The 25,331-nt window shown below is 66.5% G+C and carries 22 protein-coding genes and 1 pseudogene; 12 read left to right on the top strand and 11 right to left on the bottom strand.

Annotation, left to right across the window (positions count from 1 at the left end):
• Positions 1-36: 36 nt before the first annotated feature.
• The 4 genes from U5775_RS16870 to U5775_RS16855 all read right to left on the bottom strand — a co-directional run bounded on the left by U5775_RS16870 (position 37) and on the right by U5775_RS16855 (position 4,942).
• A complete protein-coding gene (locus U5775_RS16870; protein ID WP_322059221.1) occupies positions 37-633 on the bottom strand; it encodes an FMN-dependent NADH-azoreductase in 597 nt (198 codons plus the stop codon).
• Between the two features lie 221 nt (positions 634-854).
• Positions 855-2,645 carry a PDZ domain-containing protein gene (locus tag U5775_RS16865; protein ID WP_322059220.1) on the bottom strand — a complete coding sequence of 597 codons (1,791 nt, stop codon included), beginning with the start codon at positions 2,643-2,645 and terminating at the stop codon, positions 855-857.
• A gap of 166 nt (positions 2,646-2,811) precedes the next feature.
• A complete protein-coding gene (locus U5775_RS16860) occupies positions 2,812-3,543 on the bottom strand; it encodes a DsbC family protein (protein WP_322059219.1) in 732 nt (243 codons plus the stop codon).
• A 226-nt stretch (positions 3,544-3,769) separates the two neighbouring features.
• The gene (locus U5775_RS16855) at positions 3,770-4,942 is read right to left on the bottom strand and encodes a UbiH/UbiF family hydroxylase (protein WP_322059218.1); all 1,173 of its coding nucleotides are present in this window, start codon (positions 4,940-4,942) and stop codon (positions 3,770-3,772) included.
• Between the two features lie 331 nt (positions 4,943-5,273).
• Here U5775_RS16855 and ychF point away from each other — a divergent pair, with 331 nt between their 5' ends.
• The 4 genes from ychF to U5775_RS16835 all read left to right on the top strand — a co-directional run bounded on the left by ychF (position 5,274) and on the right by U5775_RS16835 (position 9,973).
• Complete coding sequence (ychF, locus tag U5775_RS16850) at positions 5,274-6,368, top strand: redox-regulated ATPase YchF (RefSeq protein ID WP_322059217.1); 1,095 nt, start codon at positions 5,274-5,276, stop codon at positions 6,366-6,368.
• A 115-nt stretch (positions 6,369-6,483) separates the two neighbouring features.
• On the top strand, positions 6,484-6,816 hold the full coding sequence (locus U5775_RS16845) for a DUF3761 domain-containing protein (RefSeq protein ID WP_415913591.1): 333 nt from the start codon (positions 6,484-6,486) through the stop codon (positions 6,814-6,816).
• A gap of 140 nt (positions 6,817-6,956) precedes the next feature.
• Positions 6,957-8,621 carry an energy-dependent translational throttle protein EttA gene (ettA, locus tag U5775_RS16840; protein WP_322059216.1) on the top strand — a complete coding sequence of 555 codons (1,665 nt, stop codon included), beginning with the start codon at positions 6,957-6,959 and terminating at the stop codon, positions 8,619-8,621.
• A gap of 182 nt (positions 8,622-8,803) precedes the next feature.
• Complete coding sequence (locus tag U5775_RS16835) at positions 8,804-9,973, top strand: DUF748 domain-containing protein (RefSeq protein WP_322059242.1); 1,170 nt, start codon at positions 8,804-8,806, stop codon at positions 9,971-9,973.
• Between the two features lie 33 nt (positions 9,974-10,006).
• Here U5775_RS16835 and U5775_RS16830 read toward each other — a convergent pair whose 3' ends face one another.
• The 3 genes from U5775_RS16830 to U5775_RS16820 all read right to left on the bottom strand — a co-directional run bounded on the left by U5775_RS16830 (position 10,007) and on the right by U5775_RS16820 (position 12,889).
• Entirely contained in the window at positions 10,007-10,630 is a 624-nt protein-coding gene (locus U5775_RS16830; RefSeq protein WP_322059215.1) for an HAD family phosphatase, read from the bottom strand.
• A 69-nt stretch (positions 10,631-10,699) separates the two neighbouring features.
• On the bottom strand, positions 10,700-12,514 hold the full coding sequence (locus tag U5775_RS16825) for an aminopeptidase P family protein (protein WP_322059214.1): 1,815 nt from the start codon (positions 12,512-12,514) through the stop codon (positions 10,700-10,702).
• Between the two features lie 105 nt (positions 12,515-12,619).
• The gene (locus tag U5775_RS16820; RefSeq protein ID WP_322059241.1) at positions 12,620-12,889 is read right to left on the bottom strand and encodes a hypothetical protein; all 270 of its coding nucleotides are present in this window, start codon (positions 12,887-12,889) and stop codon (positions 12,620-12,622) included.
• 197 nt (positions 12,890-13,086) lie between these two features.
• Between U5775_RS16820 and U5775_RS16815 the strand changes: the two genes are divergently transcribed.
• The 7 genes and pseudogenes from U5775_RS16815 (at position 13,087) to U5775_RS16785 (ending at position 19,348) form a co-directional block, all read left to right on the top strand.
• Entirely contained in the window at positions 13,087-13,833 is a 747-nt protein-coding gene (locus U5775_RS16815; protein ID WP_322059213.1) for a response regulator transcription factor, read from the top strand.
• Between the two features lie 27 nt (positions 13,834-13,860).
• A pseudogene (gene hemA, locus U5775_RS16810) lies at positions 13,861-15,129 on the top strand (glutamyl-tRNA reductase); the annotation flags it as partial.
• A gap of 241 nt (positions 15,130-15,370) precedes the next feature.
• Positions 15,371-16,453, top strand: coding sequence for a peptide chain release factor 1 (gene prfA, locus U5775_RS16805; RefSeq protein WP_322059212.1), 1,083 nt, complete (start codon positions 15,371-15,373; stop codon positions 16,451-16,453).
• 23 nt (positions 16,454-16,476) lie between these two features.
• A complete protein-coding gene (gene prmC, locus U5775_RS16800) occupies positions 16,477-17,325 on the top strand; it encodes a peptide chain release factor N(5)-glutamine methyltransferase (RefSeq protein WP_322059211.1) in 849 nt (282 codons plus the stop codon).
• Between the two features lie 129 nt (positions 17,326-17,454).
• Complete coding sequence (gene grxD, locus U5775_RS16795; RefSeq protein WP_322059210.1) at positions 17,455-17,766, top strand: Grx4 family monothiol glutaredoxin; 312 nt, start codon at positions 17,455-17,457, stop codon at positions 17,764-17,766.
• A gap of 8 nt (positions 17,767-17,774) precedes the next feature.
• A complete protein-coding gene (locus U5775_RS16790; protein WP_322059209.1) occupies positions 17,775-18,398 on the top strand; it encodes a UbiX family flavin prenyltransferase in 624 nt (207 codons plus the stop codon).
• Positions 18,399-18,553: 155 nt separating this feature from the next.
• On the top strand, positions 18,554-19,348 hold the full coding sequence (locus tag U5775_RS16785; RefSeq protein WP_322059208.1) for a class III extradiol ring-cleavage dioxygenase: 795 nt from the start codon (positions 18,554-18,556) through the stop codon (positions 19,346-19,348).
• A 107-nt stretch (positions 19,349-19,455) separates the two neighbouring features.
• Here the strand turns inward: U5775_RS16785 and U5775_RS16780 are convergent, their stop codons facing one another.
• Entirely contained in the window at positions 19,456-21,051 is a 1,596-nt protein-coding gene (locus U5775_RS16780; protein ID WP_322059207.1) for an APC family permease, read from the bottom strand.
• Positions 21,052-21,486: 435 nt separating this feature from the next.
• Here U5775_RS16780 and U5775_RS16775 point away from each other — a divergent pair, with 435 nt between their 5' ends.
• Complete coding sequence (locus U5775_RS16775; RefSeq protein ID WP_027797379.1) at positions 21,487-21,690, top strand: cold-shock protein; 204 nt, start codon at positions 21,487-21,489, stop codon at positions 21,688-21,690.
• A 128-nt stretch (positions 21,691-21,818) separates the two neighbouring features.
• On the opposite strand, the gene U5775_RS16770 is transcribed toward U5775_RS16775, so the two are convergent.
• From U5775_RS16770 to U5775_RS16760, 3 genes are all read right to left on the bottom strand, one after another.
• Positions 21,819-23,081: an Hsp70 family protein gene (locus U5775_RS16770; protein WP_322059206.1), complete on the bottom strand. Its 1,263-nt coding sequence runs from the start codon at positions 23,079-23,081 to the stop codon at positions 21,819-21,821.
• A gap of 174 nt (positions 23,082-23,255) precedes the next feature.
• Complete coding sequence (locus U5775_RS16765) at positions 23,256-23,858, bottom strand: nitroreductase family protein (RefSeq protein WP_322059205.1); 603 nt, start codon at positions 23,856-23,858, stop codon at positions 23,256-23,258.
• Between the two features lie 110 nt (positions 23,859-23,968).
• Positions 23,969-25,255 (bottom strand): MFS transporter, encoded by a 1,287-nt coding sequence (locus U5775_RS16760; RefSeq protein ID WP_322059204.1) that lies wholly within the window; start codon positions 25,253-25,255, stop codon positions 23,969-23,971.
• Positions 25,256-25,331 lie beyond the last annotated feature (76 nt).

The raw sequence follows: 25,331 nt of genomic DNA, 5'->3' as shown, positions 1-25,331 counted from the left end.
CAACTAAACACCGCATCACAGGCAATATGCAGCCGCTTAAGCCGCCGCAATCGCCTCACGCGCGCTCGCGAGCGCTGCGCTGGCTGCCTCCGGCCCCATGTTCAGGCCTTCGGCATAGATGAAGTTCACGTCGGTCATGCCGAGGAAGCCGAGGAACGACTTCAGGTACGGCGTCTGGCTGTCGTGCGGGGTGCCATGATACTTGCCTCCGCGTGCCGAGACCACGAACACCTTCTTGCCCTTCACGAGGCCTTCCGGGCCGTTCGCCGTGTACTGGAACGTGATGCCGGCGCGTGCGATCCAGTCGAAGTACGTCTTCAGCTGCGACGAGATGCCGAAGTTATAGAGCGGCGCGCCAATCACGATGACGTCCGCGGCTTGCAGTTCGGCGATCAGCGCTTCGCTGCGCGCGGCAATGGCTTGCTGCTCCGGCGTACGCTGCTCGGCCGGCGTGAAGAACGCGCCGAGCACGGCGTCGTCGAGGTGGGGCAGCGGATCGGCTTGCAGGTTGCGCGTAACGACCTTCGCGCCCGGATTCGATTGTTGCAGCCGGCTCGTCAATTCGTTGACGAGCAGCGTCGACTGGGCGCCTTGCGAGCGGGCGGCGGAATTGATTTGCAGGATGGTGGTCATGGTGGCTCCTTCGGGTCTCAGTTGCGCAACGTTGCGCGAGTGAAGGCATTGTGATTTTTTGCCGCGCGCCGAAAAAGTAGGCCGCCGGTGACGGATTGTTGCAGCGATAGAACAATCGCGAAGCCCCCCAAAAAACCAAGGCGGCGGGGCCGGATCGCCGCGCCGCCTTTGCTGATTCCTGCTAGCCGGAAGCGGGCCGCGCGCGCCCGCCTCGCCTGCGATCAGACCGCCAGCCAGCGCTCGCGCAGCGCGCGCGGCGCCGGGCGCTTGTCGGCGACGCTGAGCTTGTAGCGCGCGATCTCGGGCGCGTCGAGCGTCAGGCGCGCGATGCGCAGCTCGTCGCGCCGGAACGCGTGGATTTCCACTTTGGCGCCCGGCTGATAGCGCGCGAGCAGCGTGTCGAGATTCGCGCCGGTCACGCGCAGGCCGTCGAGCGCGACGAGCGCGTCGCCGGCCGAGAGTCCCGCCTTTTGCGCCGCGCCGCCCTCGTAGACCACGGCGAGCGTCGCCTCGGCGCCGCCGCGCAGGCGCGCGCCCAGCGACGGCTTCGCGCCCCGTTCAGGCTCGCCGTCGAGCTTCACGCCGAACGGCTCGAACAGCGTCGCGAGCGGCAGGTCGCGCGTGCCGCGCACCGCATCGGCGAACAGGCCGCCCAGCTCCACGCCCGTCGCTTCGGCGATCAGCGCCTCGACGTCGTCCTCGCCCACGCCCACCGGCTTGCCGCGATAGAAGTCGCGGCCATAGCGCTGCCACAGGAGACGCATCACGTCATCGAGTGACTTGCGGCCGCTGGTCTCCGCGCGGATCGCGAGATCGAACGCGAGCGCGACCAGCGAGCCCTTCGTGTAGTAGCTCACGATCGCATTCGACGCGTTCTCGTCCTGGCGGTAGTACTTGACCCATGCGTCGAACGAGCTTTCGGCGACGCTCTGCTTCAGGCGCCCCGCACCGCGCAGCACGCCGCCGACGGTCTTGCCGAGGAGGCCGAAGTAATCGTCGACGGAAATCAGGCCGCTACGCACCAGCATCAGGTCGTCGTAGTACGAGGTGAAGCCCTCGAAGAGCCACAGCAGCGAGGTGTAGTCCTCGCGCGTGAGGTCGTACGGCGCGAACGCGGCGGGCTTGATGCGCTTCACGTTCCACGTATGGAAATACTCGTGGCTGCACAGGCCGAGATAGGTGCGATAGCCGTCCGTCAGCTCGGGCTTGCCCTTCACGGGCAGATCGGTGCGGTTGCAGATGAGCGCCGTGGACGCGCGGTGCTCGAGCCCGCCATAGCCGTCGCTCACGGCCTGCGTCATGAACACGTAGCGCTCCATCGGCGCGCGCTTCGTGCGCGGCTCGAACAGCGCGATCTGCGCCTCGCAGATCTTCTTGAGATCGGCGGCGAGCCGTTCGGTATCGAGCGCCACCACGCGGCCCGCGATCACGATGTCGTGCGGCACGCCATGCGCCTTGAAGCTCGCGAGCGTGAATTCGCCGAGCGTGACGGGATGGTCGATCAGCTCGTCGTAGCCCGACGCCGTGTATTCGCCGAAGCCGTAGCGCTTGGTGCCGCGCGCCTCCGCGAGCGCGGTGCCGACGCGCCAGTGGCGATACGCATGGCCGTCGGGGCGCTGGATGTCGACCACGTGCTGCGCGCCCTCGTGGCCGAGCGCCGCGAGAAACACGCTGGTGCCGTTGAAGAAGCCGACCGTGTCGTCCAGATGCGCCGCCCGCACCGACATGTCCCACGCGTAGACCTCATAGCGCAGCGTGAGCGCGCCCTTCACCGGCGCGGCTTGCCACGTGTGCTTGTCGGTCTTGCCGATACGCACCCGCCGGCCCGCTTCGTTGGTGGCGCGCACCGTGACGATGTTGCGCGCGAACTCGCGCACCATGTAGCTGCCCGGAATCCAGACGGGCAGCATGAAGCGCTGGCCGTCCGGCGCGGGATCCTCGACGGTGAGCGTCACTTCGAACAGGTGCGCGGCGGGGTTCTTCGGGACGATGGTGTATCGGATCGGCTTCATCGGCAGGATCGGTGACGGGTTCGGTGAGCGATTGCCCCGCGCGCGGCGCGTCGGGTGGCAGTGCCCGTGCGGCGCTCGCATGCGCGGCAATCGCGAACATCTGGGAAAAATCGGCTGGCAAAAAAGGCACCGGCCGCAGAAGCGGCCGGCAGGTTCGGTCAGGGCTTCAGCGCGCGGCGCTCAAGGCGCTTTCGAGCCGGTCGGCGCTAACCGCGCCCGGCAGGCGCGTGCCGTCGGCAAGGATCACGGTGGGCGTGCCGGTCACGTTCATCTTCGCGCCGAGCTTCAGGTTGCTGTCGATCGCGGCCGTGTTGCAGGTGCCCGAGGCGGTGGGCGCCTTGCGCTCGACCATCCACGACTCCCACGCCTTCGCGCGGTCGGTCGAGCACCAGATCGACTTCGCCTTCGCCGTGGAGTCTTCGGACAGCACCGGGTAGAGGAAGGTGTAGACCGTCACGTTGTCGATGGACTTGAGCGTGCTTTCGAGCTGATGGCAGTACGGGCAGTTCGGATCCGAGAACACGGCCATCTGGCGCTTGCCGTTGCCCTTCACGACCTTCACCGCGTTTTCGAGCGGCAGCTTCGCGAAGTCGACCTTGTTGAGCTCGGCGAGGCGCGCTTCGGTGAGGTTGCGGTGCGCCTTGGTATCGACGAGATCGCCCGTGAGCACGTAATCGCCGTTGGCGTCGCTGTAGATGATCTGCGTGCCGAGGTTCACCTCGTAGAGGCCGGCCATCGGCGCCTTGGTGATGCCCTTGATGTCGCTGCCGTCCACGCCGAGACGCGACTGCAGCGCCGCCTTGATCTTGTCGGTGGTCTGGTCGGCCTGCGCCGAGCAGCCGAGCACCGAGGCGGCCGCCGCGAGAACGATCGCGGCAATGCGGATACGCTTTTGCATGTGATGCTTTCCTGATTCTGGGATGCTTCGCGCAGGTTGCGCACGAAGCGTTCCGGGTGAAATTCGGGCGTGGCCTGCGGCCAGATATGTCCATTCTAAGCCGCCTGGAACGGAAGCGACCGAAATACCGGCTGTGATTACCGGCTGTGATTACCGGCTGTGACACGCGCTGCGCCGACGTTGGCAAACCTCGACGGCGCGATGCCGCGAGAACCCGCGCCGTCGCTCAGCCGAGCGCCGACGCCACCAGCCAGCGCTTGACGAGCGGCTGCGCCCCGACGAACGCCATGCCCGTGTTGCGCAGCACGCGTGCGAGCGTGCCGGGCACCGAGAAGAGCCGCTGCAAACCGTCCGTGGCGACCACGAGCTTCTGGATGTCTTCGCGGCGGCCGCGCTCGTAACGGCGCAGCAGCACGGTGTCGCCAATGTCGCGGAATGCTTCCTTTTGCGCGATCACGTCGACGAGCGCGGCCACGTCGCGCAGGCCCAGGTTCACGCCCTGCCCCGCGAGCGGGTGAATGAGATGCGCGGCGTCGCCGACCAGCGCGACACGCGGCGCGATCAGGCGGTCGACGGTCTGCAGGGCGAGCGGGAAGCCGCGCGCGGGCGTCACGCATTCGAGCGCGCCGTGCAGCTTCTGCGTCACGCGCTCGACTTCGGCGGCGAGCTGCTGCGGATCGAGCTTGAGCAGCGCATCGGCATGCTCCGTCTGCGCCGACCAGACCAGCGAGACGTGCTGATCCGGCAGCGGCAGCAGCGCGACGATCTCGCCGTCGCGGAACCATTGATACGCGCATTCGCCATGCGGACGTTCGGCGCGGAAGTTGGCCACCACGCCGGTCTGCCGGTAATCGCGCCGCTCGACCTTCGAGCCGATCTGCGCCCGCACCCACGAATGCGCGCCGTCGGCGCCCACGGCGAGATCGGCCTCGATCGTGCGGCCGTTCGCGAGACCGATCACGGCGGCGTCGGGCTTCACGTCGAGCGTCTGCGCGCGCGAGTCGATCCACGTGAGATTGGGCTGGAAATGCAGCGCGGCGTCGAGCGCGCGCTCCACCAGCGACGATTCGGCAATCCAGGCGAGTTGCGCCACCGACGCCTGATACGCGGAAAAATGCAGCTCTGCCGCGGCGTCGCCGAACACGCGCATGTCGTAGACGGGCGTGAGACGCGCGGCGTCGACCGCCTGCCAGACCCGCAGCCGCTCGAACAGCGCGTGCGAGCTGCGCGAGAAGGCGTAGACGCGCGCGTCGAAAACGGCGCCGGCGGGCAGCGGCGCGCACGGCTGCGCGAGCAGCGCCACGCGCAGGCCGCCCTGAGTCAGCGCGAGCGCCGCCGCCTTGCCCACGAGCCCGCCGCCGATCACGGCAACGTCAAAGGTCTGGTTGGTTGAAGTCATCCGCGCATTATAGCTGCGGGGGTTGATCTGACAGGGCCGGATGGGCGCCCGATTGCGGTGCGGCAAGGGCGTGGTGAGCTGTCGCAGGCCGGCCGAGACCGGCTGCATTCTCGAACGCGCCGAATGCGCCTCGCCCCAGGCGATCGGCGCCTCCGAAAGCGTTACAATTGCCACTTTTCGAGCACAAAATCCGTACGAAATCCTTGGGTTTCAGGGCCGTACGCTTTGTCTCGTCCCCGAATTCACCTTGCGGCTGTCGCGTTCCGGCCATCGCCGGACCATCAACGACACGACGACCAGCCGTAACCAACTGATTCAACAAAGGTTTCTCATGAGCCTCCAATGCGGCATCGTCGGCTTGCCCAACGTCGGCAAGTCCACCCTGTTCAACGCGCTGACCAAGGCCGGCATCGCGGCTGAAAACTATCCGTTCTGCACGATCGAGCCGAACGTCGGCGTGGTCGAAGTGCCGGATCAGCGCCTGAAGGCGCTCTCCGAGATCGTCAAGCCCGAGCGCGTCGTGCCGGCCGTGGTCGAGTTCGTCGACATCGCGGGTCTGGTCGCGGGCGCGAGCAAGGGCGAAGGCCTCGGCAACCAGTTCCTCGCGAACATCCGCGAAACCGACGCCATCACGCACGTCGTGCGCTGCTTCGAGGACGAAAACGTGATCCACGTCGCGGGCAAGATCGATCCGCTCGCCGACATCGAAGTCATCAACACCGAACTCGCGCTCGCCGACCTCGGCACCGTCGAAAAGGCGCTCACGCGCTACTCGAAGGCCGCGAAATCGGGCAACGACAAGGAAGCCGCGAAGCTCGTCGCCGTGCTCGAAAAAGTGCGCGCGCAGCTCGACCAGGCGAAGCCCGTGCGCGGGCTCGCGCTGAGCGATGACGAACAGGCGCTCATCAAGCCGTTCTGCCTGATCACCGCGAAAAAGACCATGTACGTCGCAAACGTGAAGGAAGACGGCTTCGAAAACAACCCGCACCTCGAAGCCGTGCGCAAGTACGCCGAAGCCGAGAACTCGCCGGTGGTGGCCGTGTGCGCCGCGATCGAAGCCGAAATCGCCGACCTCGAAGACGAAGACAAGGCCGCGTTCCTCGCCGACATGGGCATGGAAGAGCCGGGCCTCGACCGCGTGATCCGTGCGGGCTTCAAACTGCTCGGCCTGCAGACGTACTTCACGGCGGGCGTGAAGGAAGTGCGCGCATGGACGATCCACGTCGGCGACACCGCTCCGCAAGCAGCCGGCGTGATCCACACCGACTTCGAGCGCGGCTTCATCCGCGCGCAGACCATCGCCTTCAACGATTACATCCAGTACAAGGGCGAAACCGGCGCGAAGGAAGCCGGCAAGATGCGCGCCGAAGGCAAGGAATATGTCGTGCATGACGGCGACGTGTTGAACTTTTTGTTCAACGTTTAAGCCGCCAAACGTTCCGCCGCGCTTCGCGCAGCATGAGGGCCCGCTTTCGAGCGGGCTTTTTTTGCGGCCGCGGCCGAATAGCGACACCAGAACAACAACACGGGAGACCACAACAATGACGACGAGACTCACAGCGATTCCCCGCGCCATCCGCGCAATGGCCGCCGCGCTGCTGATGGGTGGCCTGACCTGTTGCCTGACCGCTCCGGCACCCGCCTTCGCGTTCCAGCCCTCGCCGGGCACCTACGCCACACCCGACGAAAACGACCTCGACAACCACAACGGCTACGTGAACCGCGACGGCCAGGCCGTCCACTCGCCCGCCCATTCACGCTCGGGCCGCGTGCCCGAAGGCGCGAGCGCGCGATGCCGCGACGGCACCTACAGCTTCAGCCGCCACCACAGCGGCACCTGCTCGCGCCACGGCGGCGTCGCGCAATGGCTATGATCCGGCATCGTCGCCACGCGTCACGCCCTCACCACCGGCGCCCCGTACAATAGCGGTTTGCGCATCACCCCCAATTCGCGGTTCCGACGCGGCGCACGCCGCGTCCCGCCCCTTTTTCCCCGTTTCTACGAAAAATTCTCATGGCCCAATACGTCTTCACCATGAACCGGGTCGGCAAGATCGTGCCGCCCAAGCGCCAGATCCTGAAGGACATCTCGCTGTCGTTCTTCCCCGGCGCGAAGATCGGTCTGCTCGGCCTGAACGGCTCGGGCAAGTCCACGCTCATCAAGATCATGGCCGGCGTCGACAAGGACATCGAAGGCGAAGCCACGCCGATGCCGAACCTGAACATCGGCTATCTGCCGCAGGAGCCGCAGCTCGATCCTGAAAAGACCGTGCGCGAAGCGGTCGAGGAAGGCCTCGGCGACGTATTCAACGCGCAGAAGAAGCTCGACGAGATCTACGCGGCCTATGCGGAGCCCGACGCCGACTTCGACGCGCTCGCCGCCGAGCAGGCGAAGTACGAAGCGATCCTCGCCACGACCGATGGCAGCGCCGAGCAGCAGATCGAAATCGCCGCCGACGCGCTGCGCCTGCCCGCGTGGGACGCGAAGATCGGCAACCTCTCGGGCGGTGAAAAGCGCCGCGTGGCGCTCTGCAAGCTGCTGCTCGAAAAGCCCGACATGCTCCTGCTCGACGAGCCGACCAACCACCTCGACGCCGAATCGGTCGAGTGGCTCGAGCAGTTCCTCACGCGCTTCCCGGGCACCGTGGTCGCCGTGACCCACGACCGCTACTTCCTCGACAACGCCGCCGAGTGGATTCTCGAACTCGACCGCGGCCACGGCATTCCCTGGAAGGGCAACTATTCGAGCTGGCTCGACCAGAAGGAAGAGCGCCTGAAGCAGGAAGAGTCGTCGGAATCGGCGCGCCAGAAGGCCATCAAGAAGGAACTGGAGTGGGTGCGCCAGAACCCGAAGGGCCGCCAGGCGAAGTCGAAGGCGCGTATCGCGCGCTTCGAGGAACTGTCGAGCCAGGAATACCAGAAGCGCAACGAAACGCAGGAAATCTTCATTCCGGCGGGCGAGCGTCTCGGTAACGAGGTCATCGAGTTCAAGAACGTCAGCAAGTCTTATGGCGACCGTCTGCTCATCGACGACCTGAGCTTCAAGATTCCCGCGGGCGCGATCGTCGGCATCATCGGGCCGAACGGCGCGGGCAAGTCGACGCTGTTCCGCATGCTCACAGGCAAGGAGCAGCCCGATTCGGGCGAAATCGTGCAGGGTCCGACCGTCAAGCTCGCTTACGTCGACCAGAGCCGCGACGCGCTGGTCGCCGATAAGACCGTGTTCGAGGAAATCTCGGGCGGCGCGGACGTGCTGACAGTTGGCAAGTACGAAACGCCTTCGCGCGCCTACATCGGCCGCTTCAACTTCAAGGGCGGCGACCAGCAGAAGATCGTCGGCAACCTCTCGGGCGGCGAGCGCGGGCGTCTGCATCTCGCGAAGACGCTGATCTCGGGCGGCAACGTCCTGCTGCTCGACGAACCGTCGAACGACCTCGACGTCGAAACGCTGCGCGCGCTCGAAGACGCGCTGCTCGAATTCGCGGGCTCGGTGATGGTGATTTCGCACGATCGCTGGTTCCTCGACCGGATCGCGACGCACATCCTCGCGTTCGAAGGCGACTCGCAGGTCACGTTCTTCGACGGCAACTATCAGGAATACGAGGCCGACAAGATCAAGCGCCTCGGCGAAGAAGCGGCGCGTCCGAAGCGTCTGCGCTACAAGCCGATCAGCCGGTAATCGGCCGGGCGCGCCAGCGCATCAGGCGATTCGATCTGGCGAAGGAAAGGAACGGCGGCCCACGGTGTGAACGGGCCGCCGTTCTGCTTTACGGCCCGCACGGCATGGCGGTTGCTCGAAAGCGTCTGCGTTAGTCTTGCACCGGTCCTTGCCCGTCCTTTCGTCCCCACCACCGCGAGGAGATCCCCATGGCGCGTCATCGGACTCTGTTGATCGCGGCGGTTGCCGTCGTGCTCCTCCTGCTGCTCGCGGCGCTCGGCACGCTCTATGCGCTCCAGCGCGAGGCCAAGTCCTACGTCGAGCACGCACTCGCGCCCGTCGGCACGGCGGCGCGCATCAAGGTGGCTTTCGATCTCAGTTCCGTCGAGTTGACCGACGTGCATCTGACACCACCGCCCCACTGGCCCACCGCCGACACGCTCCACGCCGCGCGCATCACGATCACGCCCGACCTGCGCGCGCTGCTCGCGCATCGCGTGCATATCCGCGACATCACCGTGCGCGATTTCACGATGACGGTGTTGCGCCGCGCGAGCGGCTCGATCCTGATCCTGCCGAATCTGCGCGAAGCGATGGCGCAAGGCGCCGCGCCCGCGTCGGGCGCAAGCGGCACGGCGCCCGGGACCAGCCTGCCGCGCGAGAAGGTCATCGACCATATCGGCTTCGAAAACGGCGTGTTCGAGTTCTACGATCGCTCGGTGAGCACCCCGGCGTGGCACGTGACGGTGAACCGCGCGCAGGCCAGCGTCGACAACATCCATCTGCCCGCGCTCACGGATCCCGCGCGCGTCTCGGTCACGGGCGACGTGGTCGGTCCCACGCATACGGGCCAGGTCAGCTTCGACGGCTGGGTGCAGATCGCGAGCAAGGACTCGCAGACGCACACGACGCTGCGCGGCGTCGACATCCGGACGATCGATCCCTACCTGCTGAAAAAGGCCGGCGCGCAGGCCAATGTGACGGGCGGCACGCTCGACCTCGATCTGACCTCGACCGTGCGCGGCTATCGCCTGCACGCGCCGGGCACGGTCACGCTGCACAATCTGCAGCTCTCGGAAAGCGCCAATCCCGTCGACACCTTCCTGTCGATCCCGACGCGCGCCGCCGTGGCCGCGCTCAAAGCGCACAAGGGCGACATCACGCTCCATTTCGTGCTCGACGGGAATTTGCGCGACCCGAAGTTCAAGCTCAACGAGAGCCTGATGACGGAGCTGCGCGCGGGCTTCGCCCAGGCGCTGGGCGTGAGCGCGGAGGGCGTCGCGAAGGGCGCGGGGCAGACCGCGAAGGGCATCGCCGACGCGTTGCGCAGCCTGCTCGGGCAACCGGCGGCGCCGGCGCCCGCATCGAAATAGGCGGCATGCGCGCGTGAGGGAACGGGCGGCGCCTTAGACCGGCAGGCCGAGCTCGCGCAGCTTCGCGTCGGTGGCCGCGTTGCTCGTGTGATGCACGCCGTGCCAGCCGAGCGCCGTCGCGGCCTGGGCGTTGTGCGCGTTGTCGTCGATGAAGACGATTTCTCCGGGCTGCACGCCCGGCAACTGCGCCTCGATGCGCCGGAACATTTGGTGGAAGATCGCCGGATTTGGCTTCACGAGCTTCACGCGCCCCGAGACGACGACGTCGCGACAGCGCCGCAAGATGCCGAAGCGCTCCCACGCCCACGGAAACGTCTCCGCCGACCAGTTCGTGAGACCGAAGATCGGCACGTTGGCCGCCTCCAGGCGCTCGAAGGTCGCCACGCCGCCTTCGAGCAGCCCGCCGATCATCTCGTGCCAGCGCTCGTAGAACGCGCGAATGAGGGCCTCGTGCTCCGGGAATCGCGCGACCAGTTCCTCGGTGCCGACGGCGATCGGCTCGCCGCCGTCCTGGCGGACCACCCAGTCCATCGCGCAAACATGGGTGAGGAACCAGCGGCGTTCGTCATCGTCGGGGATCAGCTTGCGATAGAGATACTCGGGGCTCCAGTCCACCAGCACCCCGCCGAAGTCGAACACCACTGCCTTGATCGCCATGCGTTTGCGCTCCGCTTTGCGTTCCCTTGGATGGCGCCCGTTGCCGTTGCGTCCAGGCGCCTGCACCGATCAGATCGGCTGCGTGCGCTTTTCGAGCCACGCCAGCGCATCACCCGAAACGTGCGGCGCAACGCGCACGCGCACCGTCTGGTGATACGCGTTGAGCCACTCGCGCTCGTCTTCGCGCAGGAGCGTCAGGTCGATGCAGCGCGTGTCGATCGGGCACAGCGTGAGCGTCTCGAAGTTCAGGAAATCGCCGAATTCGGTCGTTTCGGCGCTCTGGTTCAGCACGAGGTTCTCGATGCGCACGCCCCACTTGCCCGGCCGGTAGATGCCCGGCTCGACCGAGGTGATCATGCCCTCCTCCATCGCCGTCCACGGCTCAGCGGGCGCGTAGTGCGAGATGACCTGCGGGCCTTCGTGCACGTTCAGGAAATAGCCCACGCCGTGCCCCGTGCCGTGACCGTAGTCGGCGCCCGCTTCCCAGATCGGCGCACGCGCGATCGCGTCGAGCATCGGCGAGCGGATGCCGCGCGGAAACTGCGCGCGCGAGAGCGCCATCATGCCCTTGAGGACGATCGTGAAATCGCGCTTTTGCTCGGCGCTCGGCGTGCCCACGGGCACCACGCGCGTGATGTCGGTCGTGCCGTCCAGATACTGGCCGCCCGAGTCGATCAGCAGCAAGCCATTGCCTTCGATCACGCTGTGCGATTCGGGCGTGGCGCGGTAATGCGGCATCGCGCCGTTCGCGTTGAAACCCGCGATCGTCGCGAACGAGAGCGAGACGAAGCCCGGACGCCGCTTGCGCGCAGCCGTGAGCTTTTCGTCGATGGTGAGCTCGGTGATGGCCTCGCGGCCCAGCGCCGCTTCGAACCAAGCGAAGAATTCGGCGAGCGCCGCGCCGTCCTGCTCCATCGTCGCGCGCACGTGCCGCGCTTCCGTGGCCGTTTTGCGCGACTTGAAGAAGGTGCTCGGATTGATCGCCTCCACGAGCTTCACCGCCGAGGACACTGCCTGCAGCAGCCCGAACGTCACGCGGCGCGGGTCGACCAGTAAGTGCTCGCCCGCGGGCAGTGCCGCGAGCGCGCCCGCGGCCTCGCCGTAGGGCGCGACGCGCACGTTGTCGCGCGCGAGCGATTGTTCGAGCGCGGCCGGCACCTTGCCGTCGGCGACGAAGAGCGTCGCGTGATCCGGCCCGATCAGCGCATGCGCGACGAACACCGGGTTGTAGTTCACGTCGGCGCCGCGCAGGTTGAAGAGCCACGCGAGGTCGTCGAGCGTCGAAATAAAGTGCCACTGCGCGCCCTTCTCCTGCATCGCGCCGCGCACCTGCGCGAGCTTGCCGGCGCGCTGCGCGTCGGCGTGCGGCGCGACGTGCTCGTAGACCGGCTCGAGCGGCAGCGCGGGACGACCGCTCCAGACGGCGTCGAGCAGGTCGAGATCGGTGCGCAGCTTCACGCCGCGCGCGTCGAGCGCCTCGGCCAGCGCACGCGCCGACGCCACGCCGAGCACCGCGCCGTCCACGGCGACGGTGCCGCCCGCCGGCACGTTGCGCGCGAGCCAGTCGATGTGCGGCGCGCTCTGCTGGCCGCCCATCATCTTCATGAGCTCGATGCCGGTGCCCGCGAGCTGCTGCTCGGCCTGGACCCAATAGCGGCTGTCCACCCACACGCCCGCGAAATCTCTCGTCACGACGAGCGTGCCCACCGAGCCCGTGAAGCCCGAGAGCCATTCGCGCCCCTGCCAGCGGCGCGGCAGGTATTCGGACAGATGCGGATCGGCGGACGGCACGAGGGCCGCATCGGCGCCCGCGCTCGCCATCGCGGCGCGCAGCGCGGCAATGCGTTCGGGAATCGTGGAGGTTTCGGGGAGTCGGGCGTTCATGTTTTCACCTGCGAGAGAAAGAGGCGCGCCTTGTGGGAGCGCTCCATTGCGAGAACGGGTTGGTCGTTCCCGGTGGGTCATTCCGCGTGGGTCATTCCGGGCCGGTCATTCCTGGCAACGCGCGCGGAGTGCGACCGACACGGCGACAAAGACAAACGCGACCGCCGTGCAAACGGGCCATTCGAGCAGTTCGCCGTCGTAGAAGAAGCCGGTGGCGCGGCCCGCGGCCTTCGCCAGCGCCGCCCCCAACAGCGCAGCCGCGACGGCGAGCGCAAGGCCGCTGCCAGCGGGGCCGGACGCGCGGCGCAGGGGATGGAAAAGCCATCCCGCGCAGCCGATCGCGAGGCCGAGCACGACGATGCCTGGCCAGCCCATCAGCACCCAGTCCTAAGGATTTTCGGAGGAGTCCGATAGGCCTGTGGCGACGCGGCAGCTAACATTGTTTTGTCTCATTAACAACAGTTTTTTTACTGGAAAACGGTCGGCTCGGCGCTTCCCGCGTAGCGGTTGAGTGTAGGGGGCGGGGTGGCGCAAGGCAAGCGCAGCCCGGCCCCGGCGGCTGGACACTCTTTATGCGAATCGCACTTGTCGAACCGGACGCACGTCAGGCCGAAATCATCGAGCGTCTGCTCATTTCGGGCGGCCACGCGTGCCGGCATTTCCCCCATGGCACCCCTCTTGTCGAAGCCCTCGAAGACGACGCCTTCGACCTGCTGATGGCCGCCTCGTGGTGCGGCGACCAGGGCGGGGACGAACTCATCCCGCGGGCGCGCCGCCTGCTGCCGGGCCTGCCCGCCATCGTGCTGATGGCCTCGCCGCACGAAAGCGAGATCGTCGCGAGCCTGCAAGCGGGCGCCGACGACTGCATCGCCAAGCCCGTGCGCGGTCCCGAAATGCTCGCCCGCATTGACGCCCTGCTGCGCCGCGCCGGCGTGCGCCGTCCGCGCAACCGCGCGCGCCACGGCTTCGGCGAATATCTGTTCGATTCGGCGCGCTACGAAGTGTCGTTCAGGGGCCAGTCCGTCACGCTCACGCCGAAGGAATTCCACTTCGCGCTGCTGCTGTTCACCAACGCATCGCGCCCCGTTTCCAGGGCGCGCATTCTCGAAACCGTCTGGAATCTGAACCGCGACGTTCGGTCGCGCACGCTCGATACGCATGCCTCGCGGCTGCGCAGCAAATTGCAGCTCGGGCCCGAGCACGGCTGGCGTCTGACAACGCTGTACGGTTACGGCTACCAACTTGAGCGGTTACCTATAACAAACGAGGGGGAGGCTGACATGGCCGACGCGAATGTCAGAAGCGCGGAAAAGTTATAATATCCGCCTAAATCATCGCCCCACGGTATGCAGCTTCTAACGATCGGAATCAATCACCACACCGCGCCCGTCGCCTTGCGCGAACGCGTGGCGTTTCCGCTCGAACAGATCAAGCCCGCCCTCGCGCTGTTCAAGGACGCGTGGTCCGGCGGGCGGCGCAGCCTGAACGCCCCCGAAGCCGCCATCCTCTCCACCTGCAACCGCACCGAGCTCTACTGCGCGACCGACGCGCACAGCTCGCGCGATTCCGCCGTGGAATGGCTCTCGCATTACCACGGCCTGCGCACCGAAGAACTCGCGCCCCACGTCTACACGCTGCCGCAGTCCGAGGCCGTGCGCCATGCGTTCCGCGTGGCGTCGGGGCTCGACTCGATGGTGCTCGGCGAAACCCAGATCGTCGGCCAGATGAAGACTGCGGTCCGCACCGCGACCGAGGCCGGCGCGCTCGGGACCTATTTGAACCAGCTGTTCCAGCGCACCTTCGCGGTGGCCAAGGAAGTGCGCAGCACGACCGAAATCGGCGCGCAATCGGTTTCCATGGCCGCCGCTGCCGTGCGCCTCGCACAGCGCATCTTCGACAAGATCGCCAACCAGCGCGTGCTGTTCATCGGCGCGGGCGAGATGATCGAACTGTGCGCCGCGCACTTCGCGGCCCAGCAGCCGCGCGAGCTCGTGGTGGCCAACCGCACGGCCGAGCGCGGCAAATACGTTGCCGAACGTTTCGGCGGCCATGCCATTCCGCTCTCCGATCTGCCCACGCGCATGCACGAATTCGACATCATCGTGTCGTGCACGGCGTCCACGCTGCCGATCATCGGTCTGGGCGCCGTCGAGCGCGCAGTGAAAGCGCGCCGTCACCGCCCGATCTTCATGGTCGACCTCGCGGTGCCGCGCGACATCGAACCCGAAGTCGGCCAGCTCGAAGACGTGTTCCTCTATACCGTCGACGATCTCGGCACGATCGTGCGCGAAGGCAACGCCTCGCGCCAGGCCGCCGTGGCGCAGGCCGAGACCATCATCGAAACGCGCGTGGCGAACTTCATGCAGTGGCTCGACTCGCGCAGCATCGTGCCGGTCATCCGCCACATGCACACCCAGGCCGACGCCCTGCGCCGCGCCGAACTCGAGCGCGCGCGCAAGCTGCTCGCGCGCGGCGACGACCCGGCGGCGGTGCTCGAAGCGCTCTCGCAGTCGCTCACCAACAAGCTGATTCATGGCCCGACGCACGCGCTCAACACCTCGAGCGGCGATCAACGCGATTCGCTCATCGAGCTGATGAGCGGCTTCTACCGCCATGGCCAGCCCGCCAGGGGCGGCGATGCGGCGTCCAGCCCTGCGGAATCAAGCGCAGCGAACGCAGCGCACGAATCAAACGCAGAGAACACGCCGGACGCCTCCGAGGGCTCCGCCGACCGTTAGCGGCGGCTCCCGCCGCCCGCGCCCACCGCGCACGCTTCGTGCGCACCCGCAAGTCTGGGTTATCATCCCGCCGCCCCCTGTCCCGCAGTCCTTTCCGGAGTCCGCTCCGTACCGCCCGATGAAAACGAGCATGCAATCGAAGCTCGACCAGTTGACTACGCGCCTGGCCGAGCTGAACGACCTGTTGAGCCGTCCCGACGTGACGTCGAACCGCGACCAGTACCGCAAGCTCACGCGCGAGCATGCGGAATTGGGGCCGGTGGTCGAACACTACGCGCAGTGGCGAGGTGCGCTCGCCGACGAAACGGCGGCCAAGGAGCTGCTTTCCGATGCGTCGATGCGCGACTTCGCCGAAGACGAGGTGAAGGCGGCGCGCGAGCGCATGGTGCAATTGCAGCACGAGCTGCAGATGATGCTGCTGCCCAAGGACCCCAACGACGAGCGCAACGTGTTCCTCGAAATCCGCGCGGGCACGGGCGGCGACGAGTCGGCGCTGTTCGCCGGCGACCTGCTGCGCATGTATCTGCGCTACGCGGAGCGCAACCGCTGGCAGATCGAGATGATGTCGGCGAGCGAGTCGGACCTCGGCGGCTACAAGGAAGTGATCGTGCGCCTCGCGGGCGAGGCCGCGTATTCGAAGCTCAAGTTCGAATCGGGCGGCCACCGCGTGCAGCGCGTGCCCGCGACCGAAACGCAGGGCCGCATCCACACCTCGGCATGCACAGTCGCGGTGATGCCCGAAGCCGACGAGATCGGCGAAGTCGAGATCAATCCCGCCGACCTGCGCATCGACACGTTCCGCGCCTCGGGCGCGGGCGGCCAGCACATCAACAAGACCGATTCGGCCGTGCGCGTGACGCACTTGCCGACCGGCATCGTGGTCGAGTGTCAGGACGACCGCTCGCAGCACAAGAACAAGGACCGCGCGCTCAAGGTGCTCGCCGCGCGCATCAAGGACAAGCAGTATCAGGAGCAGCACGCGAAGGAAGCGGCCACGCGCAAGAGCCTCGTGGGCTCGGGCGACCGCTCGGAGCGCATCCGCACCTACAACTTTCCGCAGGGGCGTCTCACCGATCACCGCATCAATCTGACGCTCTATCGCCTCGAAGCGATCATGGACGGCGACCTCGACGAGCTGATCGGCGCACTGGTTTCCGAGCATCAGGCCGAGCAGCTGGCCTCGCTCGGCGACGCCGATTAACGCGCGATGAGCACGAACGCATCGTGAGCGCCCCCGCCCTGACCGCCGATACCCTGCTGCGCGCCTCGCCGCTGCCCGCGCTCGAGGCGCGCGTGCTGCTCATGCACGTACTGGGCTGGCGCCGCACCGAGCTGATCACGCGCGGCGAGCGTCCGCTCGAAGCCGCTCAGATCGACGCATATCGCGTGCTCGAAGCGCGCCGCGCAGAGGGCGAGCCCATCGCGCAACTCGTGGGCGCGCGCGAGTTCTACGGCCTGAACTTCGAGGTCACGCCCGACGTGCTGATTCCACGCCCCGAAACCGAGCTCCTCGTCGAAACGGCGCTGGCCGCGCTGGAAGGCCTCGCGCAGCCGCTCGTGCTCGACCTGGGCACGGGCAGCGGCGCGATCGCCGTGGCCATCGCCTCGGCGCGGCCCGATGCGCGCGTGTGGGCCGTCGACCGCTCGCAGGCCGCGCTCGACGTGGCCGCGCGCAACGCCGGCAAGCTGCTCGACGCGCGGCGCCCCGGCGGCGCGCTCACCTTCGTGGCCGCGAGCTGGTACGACGCGCTCGATCCCGCGCTGCGCTTCGAAGTCATCGTGAGCAATCCGCCCTATATCGCGAGCGGCGACCCGCATCTCGCCCAGGGCGACCTGCGCTTCGAGCCGCGCGGCGCGCTCACCGACGAAGCCGACGGCCTCACGGCGTTGCGCGCGATCGTCGCCGGCGCCCCGGCGCGCCTCGTGCCGGGCGGCATGCTCTGGATGGAGCACGGCTACGACCAGGCGGCGGCGGTGCGCGCGCTGCTCGACGCACAAGGTTTCGCCGATGTCGGCTCAAAAACAGATCTCGCCGGCATCGAGCGCATCAGCGGCGGGCGCCGGGCGAGCTAGCGCGAAGGCCGACGGGACGCGACGAAGCGGCGGCGGCCGCCTTGGCGCGCCCCGCCCGCGCAGGCGAAATCCGCTATCATTTCACTCTGCATTCATCGTTTTCAGCATCTATCAATCCCAAGGTCAGACATGGACACCCAACAGCGCATCAAGCAGATCGTCGACGAAAACGCCGTCGTCCTTTTCATGAAGGGCAACGCGCAGTTTCCGATGTGCGGTTTCTCCGGCCGCGCCGTGCAGATCCTGAAAGCCTGCGGCGTCGAGCAGTTCAAGACCGTCAACGTGCTCGAGGACGACGCGATCCGCCAGGGCATCAAGGAATTCTCGAACTGGCCGACCATTCCGCAGCTCTACGTGAAGGGCGAATTCGTCGGCGGCTCGGACATCATGATGGAGATGTACCAGAACGGCGAACTGCAGCAATTGTTCGCCGCGGCTTAACGCCCTTCGTGAACGCCACGCCTCCCGCCCCGCCCTCACAGCCGCAGAACGCGCAGCGCCGCCTGATCGTCGCGATCACCGGCGCCACGGGCGCCCTCTACGGCGTGCGCATCCTCGACACGTTGCGGCGCCTCGGCGGCGTGGAAACGCATCTGCTGATTTCGCCGGCGGGCTGGCTCAATATCCAGCACGAGCTGCAGCTCGCGAAGGAAGACCTCCACGCGCGCGCCGACGTCGTGCATTCGGTGCGCGATGTGGGCGCCACGATCGCCTCGGGCTCGTTCGCGACCGACGGCATGATCGTCGCGCCCTGCTCGATGAAGACGCTCGCGAGCATCGCGCACGGCCTCTCCGACAACCTGATCGCGCGCGCCGCCGACGTCACGCTCAAGGAGCGCCGCCGCCTCGTGCTGCTCGTGCGCGAAACGCCGTTCAACCTCGCGCATCTGCGCAACATGACCGCCGTGACCGAGATGGGCGGCGTGATCTTTCCGCCGCTGCCGGCGTTCTACAACCAGCCCGCCAGCATCGACGAGATGGTCGATCACACGGTCGCGCGCGTGCTCGATCTGTTCGCGCTCGGCCCGGCGCTCTCACCCGCGTGGCCGGGCCTGCGCGGCGGCGCCGACTGACTGTCGCGCAGCGCTTTGATATCGGCGCCAGGGCGGGTCGATTATCAATGTCTGCGACACAATCAATTCTCCTACGCCCCGTTTAATTCTCGACGGTAGGGTCTTATATTGATCGCAATCCCAAATTTTCAGGCCGCCTCACGCGGCCCGCGATCATGACCACCCGTACGCCCACCCTGTTCCTCTCGCACGGCGCGCCCACGCTGCCGATCGACCCGTCGCTGCCGTCCGGCGGCTTTGCAACGCTCGCGCAGCACCTGCCGCGTCCGAAGTCGGTGCTGATGCTCTCGGCGCACTGGAACACGCACCGGCCCACCGTGAGCACGGCGGAGCAGCCCGAGACCATCCACGACTTCTACGGCTTTCCGCGCGCGCTCTACGAGATCCGCTATCCCGCGCCCGGCGCGCCCGAGACCGCGCAGCGCGCGGCAGCGCTGCTGCGCGCGCAAGGCGTGCCCGTGGACGAAGAGGCGCACGGCCTCGACCATGGCGCCTGGGTGCCGATGCTGCTGATGTTTCCGGAAGCCGACGTGCCCGTGGCGCAGCTCTCGATCCAGCCGCACGCCGACGCCGCCCACCACTTCGCGCTCGGCCGCGCGCTGCGCGAGTTGCGCGAGGAAGGCGTGATGGTGATCGGCTCGGGCCAGATCACCCATAACCTGCGTGCCGCGGACTTCTCGGCGCGCCCCGAAGACGCCGATCCGCGCGTGGCCGAATTCACCGACTGGTTCGAGGCGCGTCTCGCCGCGCGCGACATCGACGCCTTGCTCGATTACCGCCACCAGGCGCCGCACGCGGTGCTCATGCACCCCACCGACGAGCATCTGCTGCCGGTCTTCGCCGCGCTCGGCGCCGCCGACGACGACTACACGCTGGGCGTCCAGTCGCTCGGCACCTACCAGCGCGCGCTGGCCATGACGAACTACGTGTTCGGCTCAGCGCCCCAATAACACTCGCAGCACCATGCAACAAGGCCCGCCTGAATCGCTTCAGGCGGGCCTTGTGTTTTGTGGCGGCGCCGCTTCAGCAGGCCGCTCAAGCTGGCATGGTGCGCTGCTTAATGCGCGCCGATGCCTTCGAGCACTTCGTCGTGCTCCGTGCGCTCTTCCAGATACGGCGTGCGATAGCCCGAGTTCACGCCCCAGTAGTAGAAGCCGAGCGAGATGATCGCGACCACCAGCATGTCCCAGCCATACGGAAGGATGTTGTAGCCGCCGAATTGCTTGCTGCCGATCAGCGAGAGGATAGCCATCGTCGGCAGGTACGCACACAGCCACCATGCGGCCTTCAGGTCCTGGCCCCAGCCCGCCCAGCCTTCCTTGCCCTGGAAGTAGAAGTACACCGGCAACGCGACAATCATCAGCAGGATGATTTCGCCGGTCAGCGGCCACTTCGCCCAGTACAGGATCATCGACGCGCACACGAACGCGAACGGTGCGATCACGCGCATGAACGGCACCGAGAGCGGACGCTCGAGATCCGTCGCGGCGCGCTTGAGCGCCATCAGGGCGATCGGGCCGGTGAGGTACGAGATGACCGTCGCCACCGAGATCACCGCCGCGAGCGAGCTCCAGCCGCGGAAGAAGAACATGAAGATGAACGAGACGAGCAGGTTGAACCACATCGCCTGGCGCGGCACGCCGTAGAACGGGTGCACGTTGCCGAACATCTTCGGCATCGTGTTGTTGCGCTCCATCGCGTAGATCATGCGCGAGGTCGTGGCCATGTAGGTCGTGCCGGTGCCGCTCGGGCTCACGAACGCGTCCACGTAGAGCAGGATCGCCAGCCAGTTCAGGTTCAGCGCGATCGCGAGCTCGGCGAACGGCGACTTGAAGTTGAAGGTGTTCCAGCCCTTCATGACGTCGGCCGGGCTAACCGCGCCGATGTACGCGATCTGCAGCAGCACGTAGATCACGAGCGCGCAGAGGATCGAGCCGATCACCGCGAACGGCACGCTCTTCGATGGATTGCGCGCCTCGCCGGCGAGGTTGATCGGACTCTGGAAGCCGTTGAACGCGAACACGATGCCGCTCGTCGCAACCGCCGTGAACACCGCCGACCAGCCATAGGGCGCGAAGTCGGTCGACTGGCCGAAGTTCTCGTGGTGGAAGCCCGTCGCCATCAAGCCGGCGATCGTGAGACCGGGGATGATGAACTTGAAGATCGTGATGGCGCTGTTGGCTCGCGCGAAGAGCGTCACGCCCCAGTAATTGAGCATGAAGTAAATGATCACGAGCAGCGCCGAGAGGAATAACCCTGAATGCGTGAGGGATCCATCAACGAACAATGCGTGCGCCCAGGGATAGGGCCAGGTGCTCATGTACTGGATCGAGGCTTCGGCTTCGATCGGAATGACCGAAACGATGGCGATCCAGTTGGCCCAGGCGCTGATGAAGCCCACCAGCGCGCCGTGCGAGTAACGCGCGTAGCGGACCATGCCGCCCGATTCGGGGAACATTGCGCCGAGCTCGGCGTAGGTCAGCGCAATGGCAAGAATGACCACGGCGCCGATGATCCAGGCGCAAATGGCGGCGGGACCGGCAATCTTGGCAGCCTTCCACGCGCCGAACAGCCAGCCCGAACCGATGATCGAGCCGAGGCCGGTAAACATCAGCGCGAAGGGCCCGATGTTCCGTTGAATAGAACTTTTCACGTCTTCTCCTGTTTCAAGAGCAGTTCAACACCGCTTGCCCCGTCTGTTGTGCGGGCAGGGCTCGGGCGGCAGTCGCACCTGCGCGCAGTCGGATTGCGCCCGAAGGCGCAACTCCTGCGCGGCGCGTAGTTTAACGGTTGCACCATCAAAAGGCGTCAAAAATCTTTACTCGCACTACAAAAAAAACAATTATTTAGCAAGCTTTGTAAGGATTTGTTTCGACCCCGTTGTAAAAATATATGGAGATTCCCTGGGTCCTAGTTGACCTTCCTTCCGATTCGCCGTATAAAGTTCGAGCAGGATTTCAAGCGGCGAGTGTGAATAGGTCTTTCGTAGTTCGCCCATCAACGGTACTCCGGCTGGTCCCATACCCCTTCCTTGATTTTCGTGCACCTCTTTTTGGCTTCGGCCTTCATTCATTTTTAGGAAAGTAATATGGAAACCGGTACCGTCAAGTGGTTCAATGACGCTAAGGGCTTTGGCTTTATCACCCCGGACGGCGGTGGCGAAGATCTGTTCGCACACTTCTCGGAAATCAAGGTTGACGGCTTCAAGACGCTGCAAGAGAACCAAAAGGTTCAATTTGAAGTGCGCACGGGCCCGAAGGGCAAGCAAGCTGCAAACATCAAGCCGGTCTAAGGATCTGCTCTGACCGTCGGGACTCCAACCTCTGGTCCTGACTGGCAAGCTTACCGAAAAACCCCACGCTTCTCCTCGAAGGTGGGGTTTTTTATCGCCTGCTGCTTTTGCGCCGTCGCGCGGGCCATTTAGCCGAACAGACGTTGCGCGTGAATGCCGAGTCCGGTCGCCACGCTGGCGAGGCGATCGCCGAAAACCGGCTGCGCCTGCGGGAAGGCTTCGGCGAGCGCCTGGGTCAGGAACCGCAAGCCTGTGGAGCCGCCCGTGAAGTACAGCGCGTTCACCGCGCCCGGCGCCACGCCGGCCGCCTGGACGGTATCGCGCGCGGCCTGCACGATGCGGCGCGTTTCCTCGCGGCCGGCATCGATCAGTTGCGCGTCGTCGAACGCGAGACGCAGGTCGGCTTCCACCTGCTCCAGATCGATCATCGTTTCCCCGCCCGCCGACACACCGATCTTCGCTTCCTCCGCATGCGCGGCCAGCGCGTGGCCCAGACGCCATTCGACCACGCGTATCAGACGGTCGTGATACGCGGTGTCGCAGTACAGATGGCGCATGAGCTTGAGCTCGGCCGCGCGCTTGGGCGTATAGACCGTGTTGATGAGGTGCCAGGTCGCCAGATCGAAATAGACGCGGTTCGGCACTTCGCGCCCTTCCGGGTCGAGCGACTGGTAGCCGAGCTCGCGCAGGATCGTCACCAGCTCGACGCGGCGGTCGAAATCGGTGCCCGCCACGTGCACGCCATGGTGGGCGAGCACGTCGTCCTTGCGCTCGAGGCGCGTCATGCGCTGCGGCCCGACGCGCACCAGCGAAAAGTCCGACGTACCGCCGCCAATGTCGGCCACGAGCACGAGGCCCTCGTCGGTCAGGCGCGACTCGTAGTCGAACGCCGCCGCAATCGGCTCGTACTGGAACTCGATCTCCTGAAAACCCACCGAGCGTGCGGCCGCTTCGAGCTGATCCTGGGCGAGCTGGTCCGCGCGCGGATCTTCGTCGACGAAGAACACCGGGCGCCCCAGCACCGCGCGCGTGATGGATGCGCCCGCGCACCGCTCGGCGCTGCGCTTCAGGTGATCGAGAAAGATCGCGATGATTTCCGTGTAGCGGATTGCGCTGCCGTCGCCGAGATCGGTCGTGCTTTCCGCGAGCGGCGAGCCGAGGATGCTTTTCATCGAGCGCATCAGGCGCCCGTCAAAGCCGTCGATATAGGACGCGAGCGCGGCGCGGCCGAATTCGCGGGTGTGCTCGTCGGTATTGAAGAACACCGAGGTGGGCAGCGTGGTGTGCGTGCCTTCCACGGGCGCGAGGCGCATGGCCTCGCCCGGTGCGGCGCCTGGCAGCGCCACGGCCGAATTGGAAGTACCGAAGTCGATCGCGCAAAACGGGGTCATGGCAATGACGCGCAGCGGACGCGCGCGAGGAGGAAGGCTGGGAGGACCGGCTTTGTATCACGAAAGCGCGGCGCGGGGCAACCGAAGGGAGGGGATGCGGCCCCCGCCAGGAAAAACGCGCGGGCTGTGCCGCGCGTCTCGTTTGCTGCCGGGCTCAAGGCCGGCTTTGACGCATCAGCCCTTGAACGGCTGCTTCCAGGCGTTCGCGTAAGCGATGTCGCCCACGGCCGAGCGCGTGCGCTCCGCCTTCTCGCGGTCGCGCAGCACCGGATCGAGCTTTTCGGATTCGCCGTAATGGCCGATCGAGATGATCGCGAGCGGCTCCACGTCGTTCGGCAGCGCGAACTCCTTGCGGAACGCGTTCACGTCGAAGCCGCTCATCTGGTGCGCGGCCAGTCCCAGCGCATGGGCCTGCAGCACCAGCGACATCGCCGCCGCGCCTGCGTCGTACTGCGCCGTGCGGTTCACTTCGCCCTTGGCGTTGAGCGTCTGCGCCGTGACCGCGATCAGGATCGGCGCGGGCGCATTCCATTGCTGGTTGAACGGCACGAGCGTCGAGAAGGCGCGCTTGAACGCGACTTCGTCGGCCGTGCGGTCGAATACGATGAAGCGCCACGGCTGGAGGTTGTAGCCCGACGGCGCCCAGCGCGCAGCCTCGATCACGGCGTGCAGCGCCTCGCGCGAGACCGGCTCGCTCGAATACGCGCGCGGGCTCCAGCGGCCAGCGATCAGTTCGTGGATGGGCACGGCTGTCGGTGCGGGTTTGTGCTTCGTCATGCCTTGTCTGTCCTTGAGGGTTGCGGGCGCTCGCCCGGGCCCAACAGCATACCCGCGCCCGGTGAAACGCGCTTAAGCAAAGAAAGTGCCGCCCGAGCCGCCAGCGCCGCTCAAGCCGCCGTCTGCACGCCAACTGCGCGCGGCCCGCGGTTGATGCGCAGCACGAGGAACGAGGCGATCAGGCAGAGCCCGCCCGAGATCATCGAGGCCACCGTGTACGTGCCGAGGCTCGAGCGCAGCAGCCCTGCGCCAAACGCAGCAAACGCCGCGCCCAGTTGATGGCCCGCGACCACCCAGCCGAAGATGATCGGCGCGCGCTCCTTGCCATAGACGTCGGTGGCAAGCCGCACGGTCGGCGGCACGGTGGCGATCCAGTCGAGCCCGTAGAACACGGCGAAGATAGGCAATCCAAAGAAGTCGATGCCGAAGGCGTGCGGCAGATAGATCAGCGACAGGCCGCGCAGCCCGTAGTACCAGAACAGCAGTACGCGAGCGTTGAAGCGGTCGGAGAGCCAGCCCGAGAGCGTCGTGCCGAACAGGTCGAAGATGCCCATCGTCGCGAGCAGCGAAGCGCCCTGCACTTCCGTCATGCCGTAGTCGCCGCACATGGCGATCAGGTGCGTGCCGACATAGCCGTTCGTGCTCGCGCCGCAAATGAAAAAGCTGAAGAACAGCAGCCAGAAGTCGCGCGTGCGGCTGGCCGACGTGAGTGCGCCGAACGCGAGCTTGATGGGATTTTCCTGCGGCGCGGGCGGCGCGATGGGCGCGTCATGCGGCTCGCCGTACGGGCGCAGCTCCATGCTGGCCGGCCGCTCCGGCAACAGGAACGCCACCAGCGGCAGCACCACGGCGGCCGCCAGCGCGACCACGAGCACCACGGGCTGCCAGCCGTGCTTTTCGGCGATCGCCGCAAGGAAAGGCAGAAACACGAGCTGCCCCGTGGCCGAGCTCGCGGTGAGCACGCCCATCGCGAGGCCGCGATGCGTGGTGAACCAGCGCGTGACGACCGTCGCCGAAAGCGAGAGCGCCGCGACACCCGTTGCGCCGCCCACCATCACGCCCCAGATCAGGATCATCTGCCACGGATGCGTCATCAGCGCGGACAGCGCCACGCCCGCCGCCATCGTACCGAGCGCCGCGAGCAGCGTGGGCCGCACGCCGAAGCGCTGCATCGCCGCCGCCGCGAACGGGCCCATGAGCCCGTACAGCGCGATGTTCACCGAAATCGCCAGCGAGATCGTCGCGCGGCTCCAGCCGAATTGATGCTCGAGCGGCACCATCATCACGCTTGGCGTCGCGCGCGTGCCGGCCGCGGCCAGCAGCACGAGAAACACCACCGCCACGACGATCCACGCGTAGTGAAAACGCCCGCCGACCATCCTCGCTGCCCAGTTCATCCGTGCTCCTTGTCGATCCCGAGTTAGCTCGCGGATCCCATGCATTCTGGTTGCCGGCTCCGTCTGGAGCCAGCTT

The sequence above is a fragment of the Paraburkholderia sp. J63 genome (assembly GCF_905220245.1).
GTDB lineage: Bacteria > Pseudomonadota > Gammaproteobacteria > Burkholderiales > Burkholderiaceae > Paraburkholderia.
The sequence above is the reverse complement of the archived record's forward strand: the minus strand, read 5'-3'. Positions and strand labels throughout refer to the sequence as shown.

Excerpts from the sequence above, each read along its gene's own strand:
- U5775_RS16830 (WP_322059215.1), bottom strand. The coding sequence starts at position 10,630 with ATGGCGATCAAGGCAGTGGTGTTCGACTTCGGCGGGGTGCTGGTGGAC.
- U5775_RS16820 (WP_322059241.1), bottom strand. The coding sequence starts at position 12,889 with ATGGGCTGGCCAGGCATCGTCGTGCTCGGCCTCGCGATCGGCTGCGCG.
- U5775_RS16870 (WP_322059221.1), bottom strand. The coding sequence starts at position 633 with ATGACCACCATCCTGCAAATCAATTCCGCCGCCCGCTCGCAAGGCGCC.
- U5775_RS16855 (WP_322059218.1), bottom strand. The coding sequence starts at position 4,942 with ATGACTTCAACCAACCAGACCTTTGACGTTGCCGTGATCGGCGGCGGG.
- U5775_RS16845 (WP_415913591.1), top strand. The coding sequence starts at position 6,484 with ATGACGACGAGACTCACAGCGATTCCCCGCGCCATCCGCGCAATGGCC.
- U5775_RS16775 (WP_027797379.1), top strand. The coding sequence starts at position 21,487 with ATGGAAACCGGTACCGTCAAGTGGTTCAATGACGCTAAGGGCTTTGGC.
- U5775_RS16860 (WP_322059219.1), bottom strand. The coding sequence starts at position 3,543 with ATGCAAAAGCGTATCCGCATTGCCGCGATCGTTCTCGCGGCGGCCGCC.
- prfA (WP_322059212.1), top strand. The coding sequence starts at position 15,371 with ATGAAAACGAGCATGCAATCGAAGCTCGACCAGTTGACTACGCGCCTG.
- ychF (WP_322059217.1), top strand. The coding sequence starts at position 5,274 with ATGAGCCTCCAATGCGGCATCGTCGGCTTGCCCAACGTCGGCAAGTCC.
- ettA (WP_322059216.1), top strand. The coding sequence starts at position 6,957 with ATGGCCCAATACGTCTTCACCATGAACCGGGTCGGCAAGATCGTGCCG.
- U5775_RS16765 (WP_322059205.1), bottom strand. The coding sequence starts at position 23,858 with ATGACGAAGCACAAACCCGCACCGACAGCCGTGCCCATCCACGAACTG.
- grxD (WP_322059210.1), top strand. The coding sequence starts at position 17,455 with ATGGACACCCAACAGCGCATCAAGCAGATCGTCGACGAAAACGCCGTC.
- U5775_RS16865 (WP_322059220.1), bottom strand. The coding sequence starts at position 2,645 with ATGAAGCCGATCCGATACACCATCGTCCCGAAGAACCCCGCCGCGCAC.
- U5775_RS16785 (WP_322059208.1), top strand. The coding sequence starts at position 18,554 with ATGACCACCCGTACGCCCACCCTGTTCCTCTCGCACGGCGCGCCCACG.
- U5775_RS16760 (WP_322059204.1), bottom strand. The coding sequence starts at position 25,255 with ATGAACTGGGCAGCGAGGATGGTCGGCGGGCGTTTTCACTACGCGTGG.
- U5775_RS16825 (WP_322059214.1), bottom strand. The coding sequence starts at position 12,514 with ATGAACGCCCGACTCCCCGAAACCTCCACGATTCCCGAACGCATTGCC.
- U5775_RS16770 (WP_322059206.1), bottom strand. The coding sequence starts at position 23,081 with ATGACCCCGTTTTGCGCGATCGACTTCGGTACTTCCAATTCGGCCGTG.
- U5775_RS16815 (WP_322059213.1), top strand. The coding sequence starts at position 13,087 with ATGCGAATCGCACTTGTCGAACCGGACGCACGTCAGGCCGAAATCATC.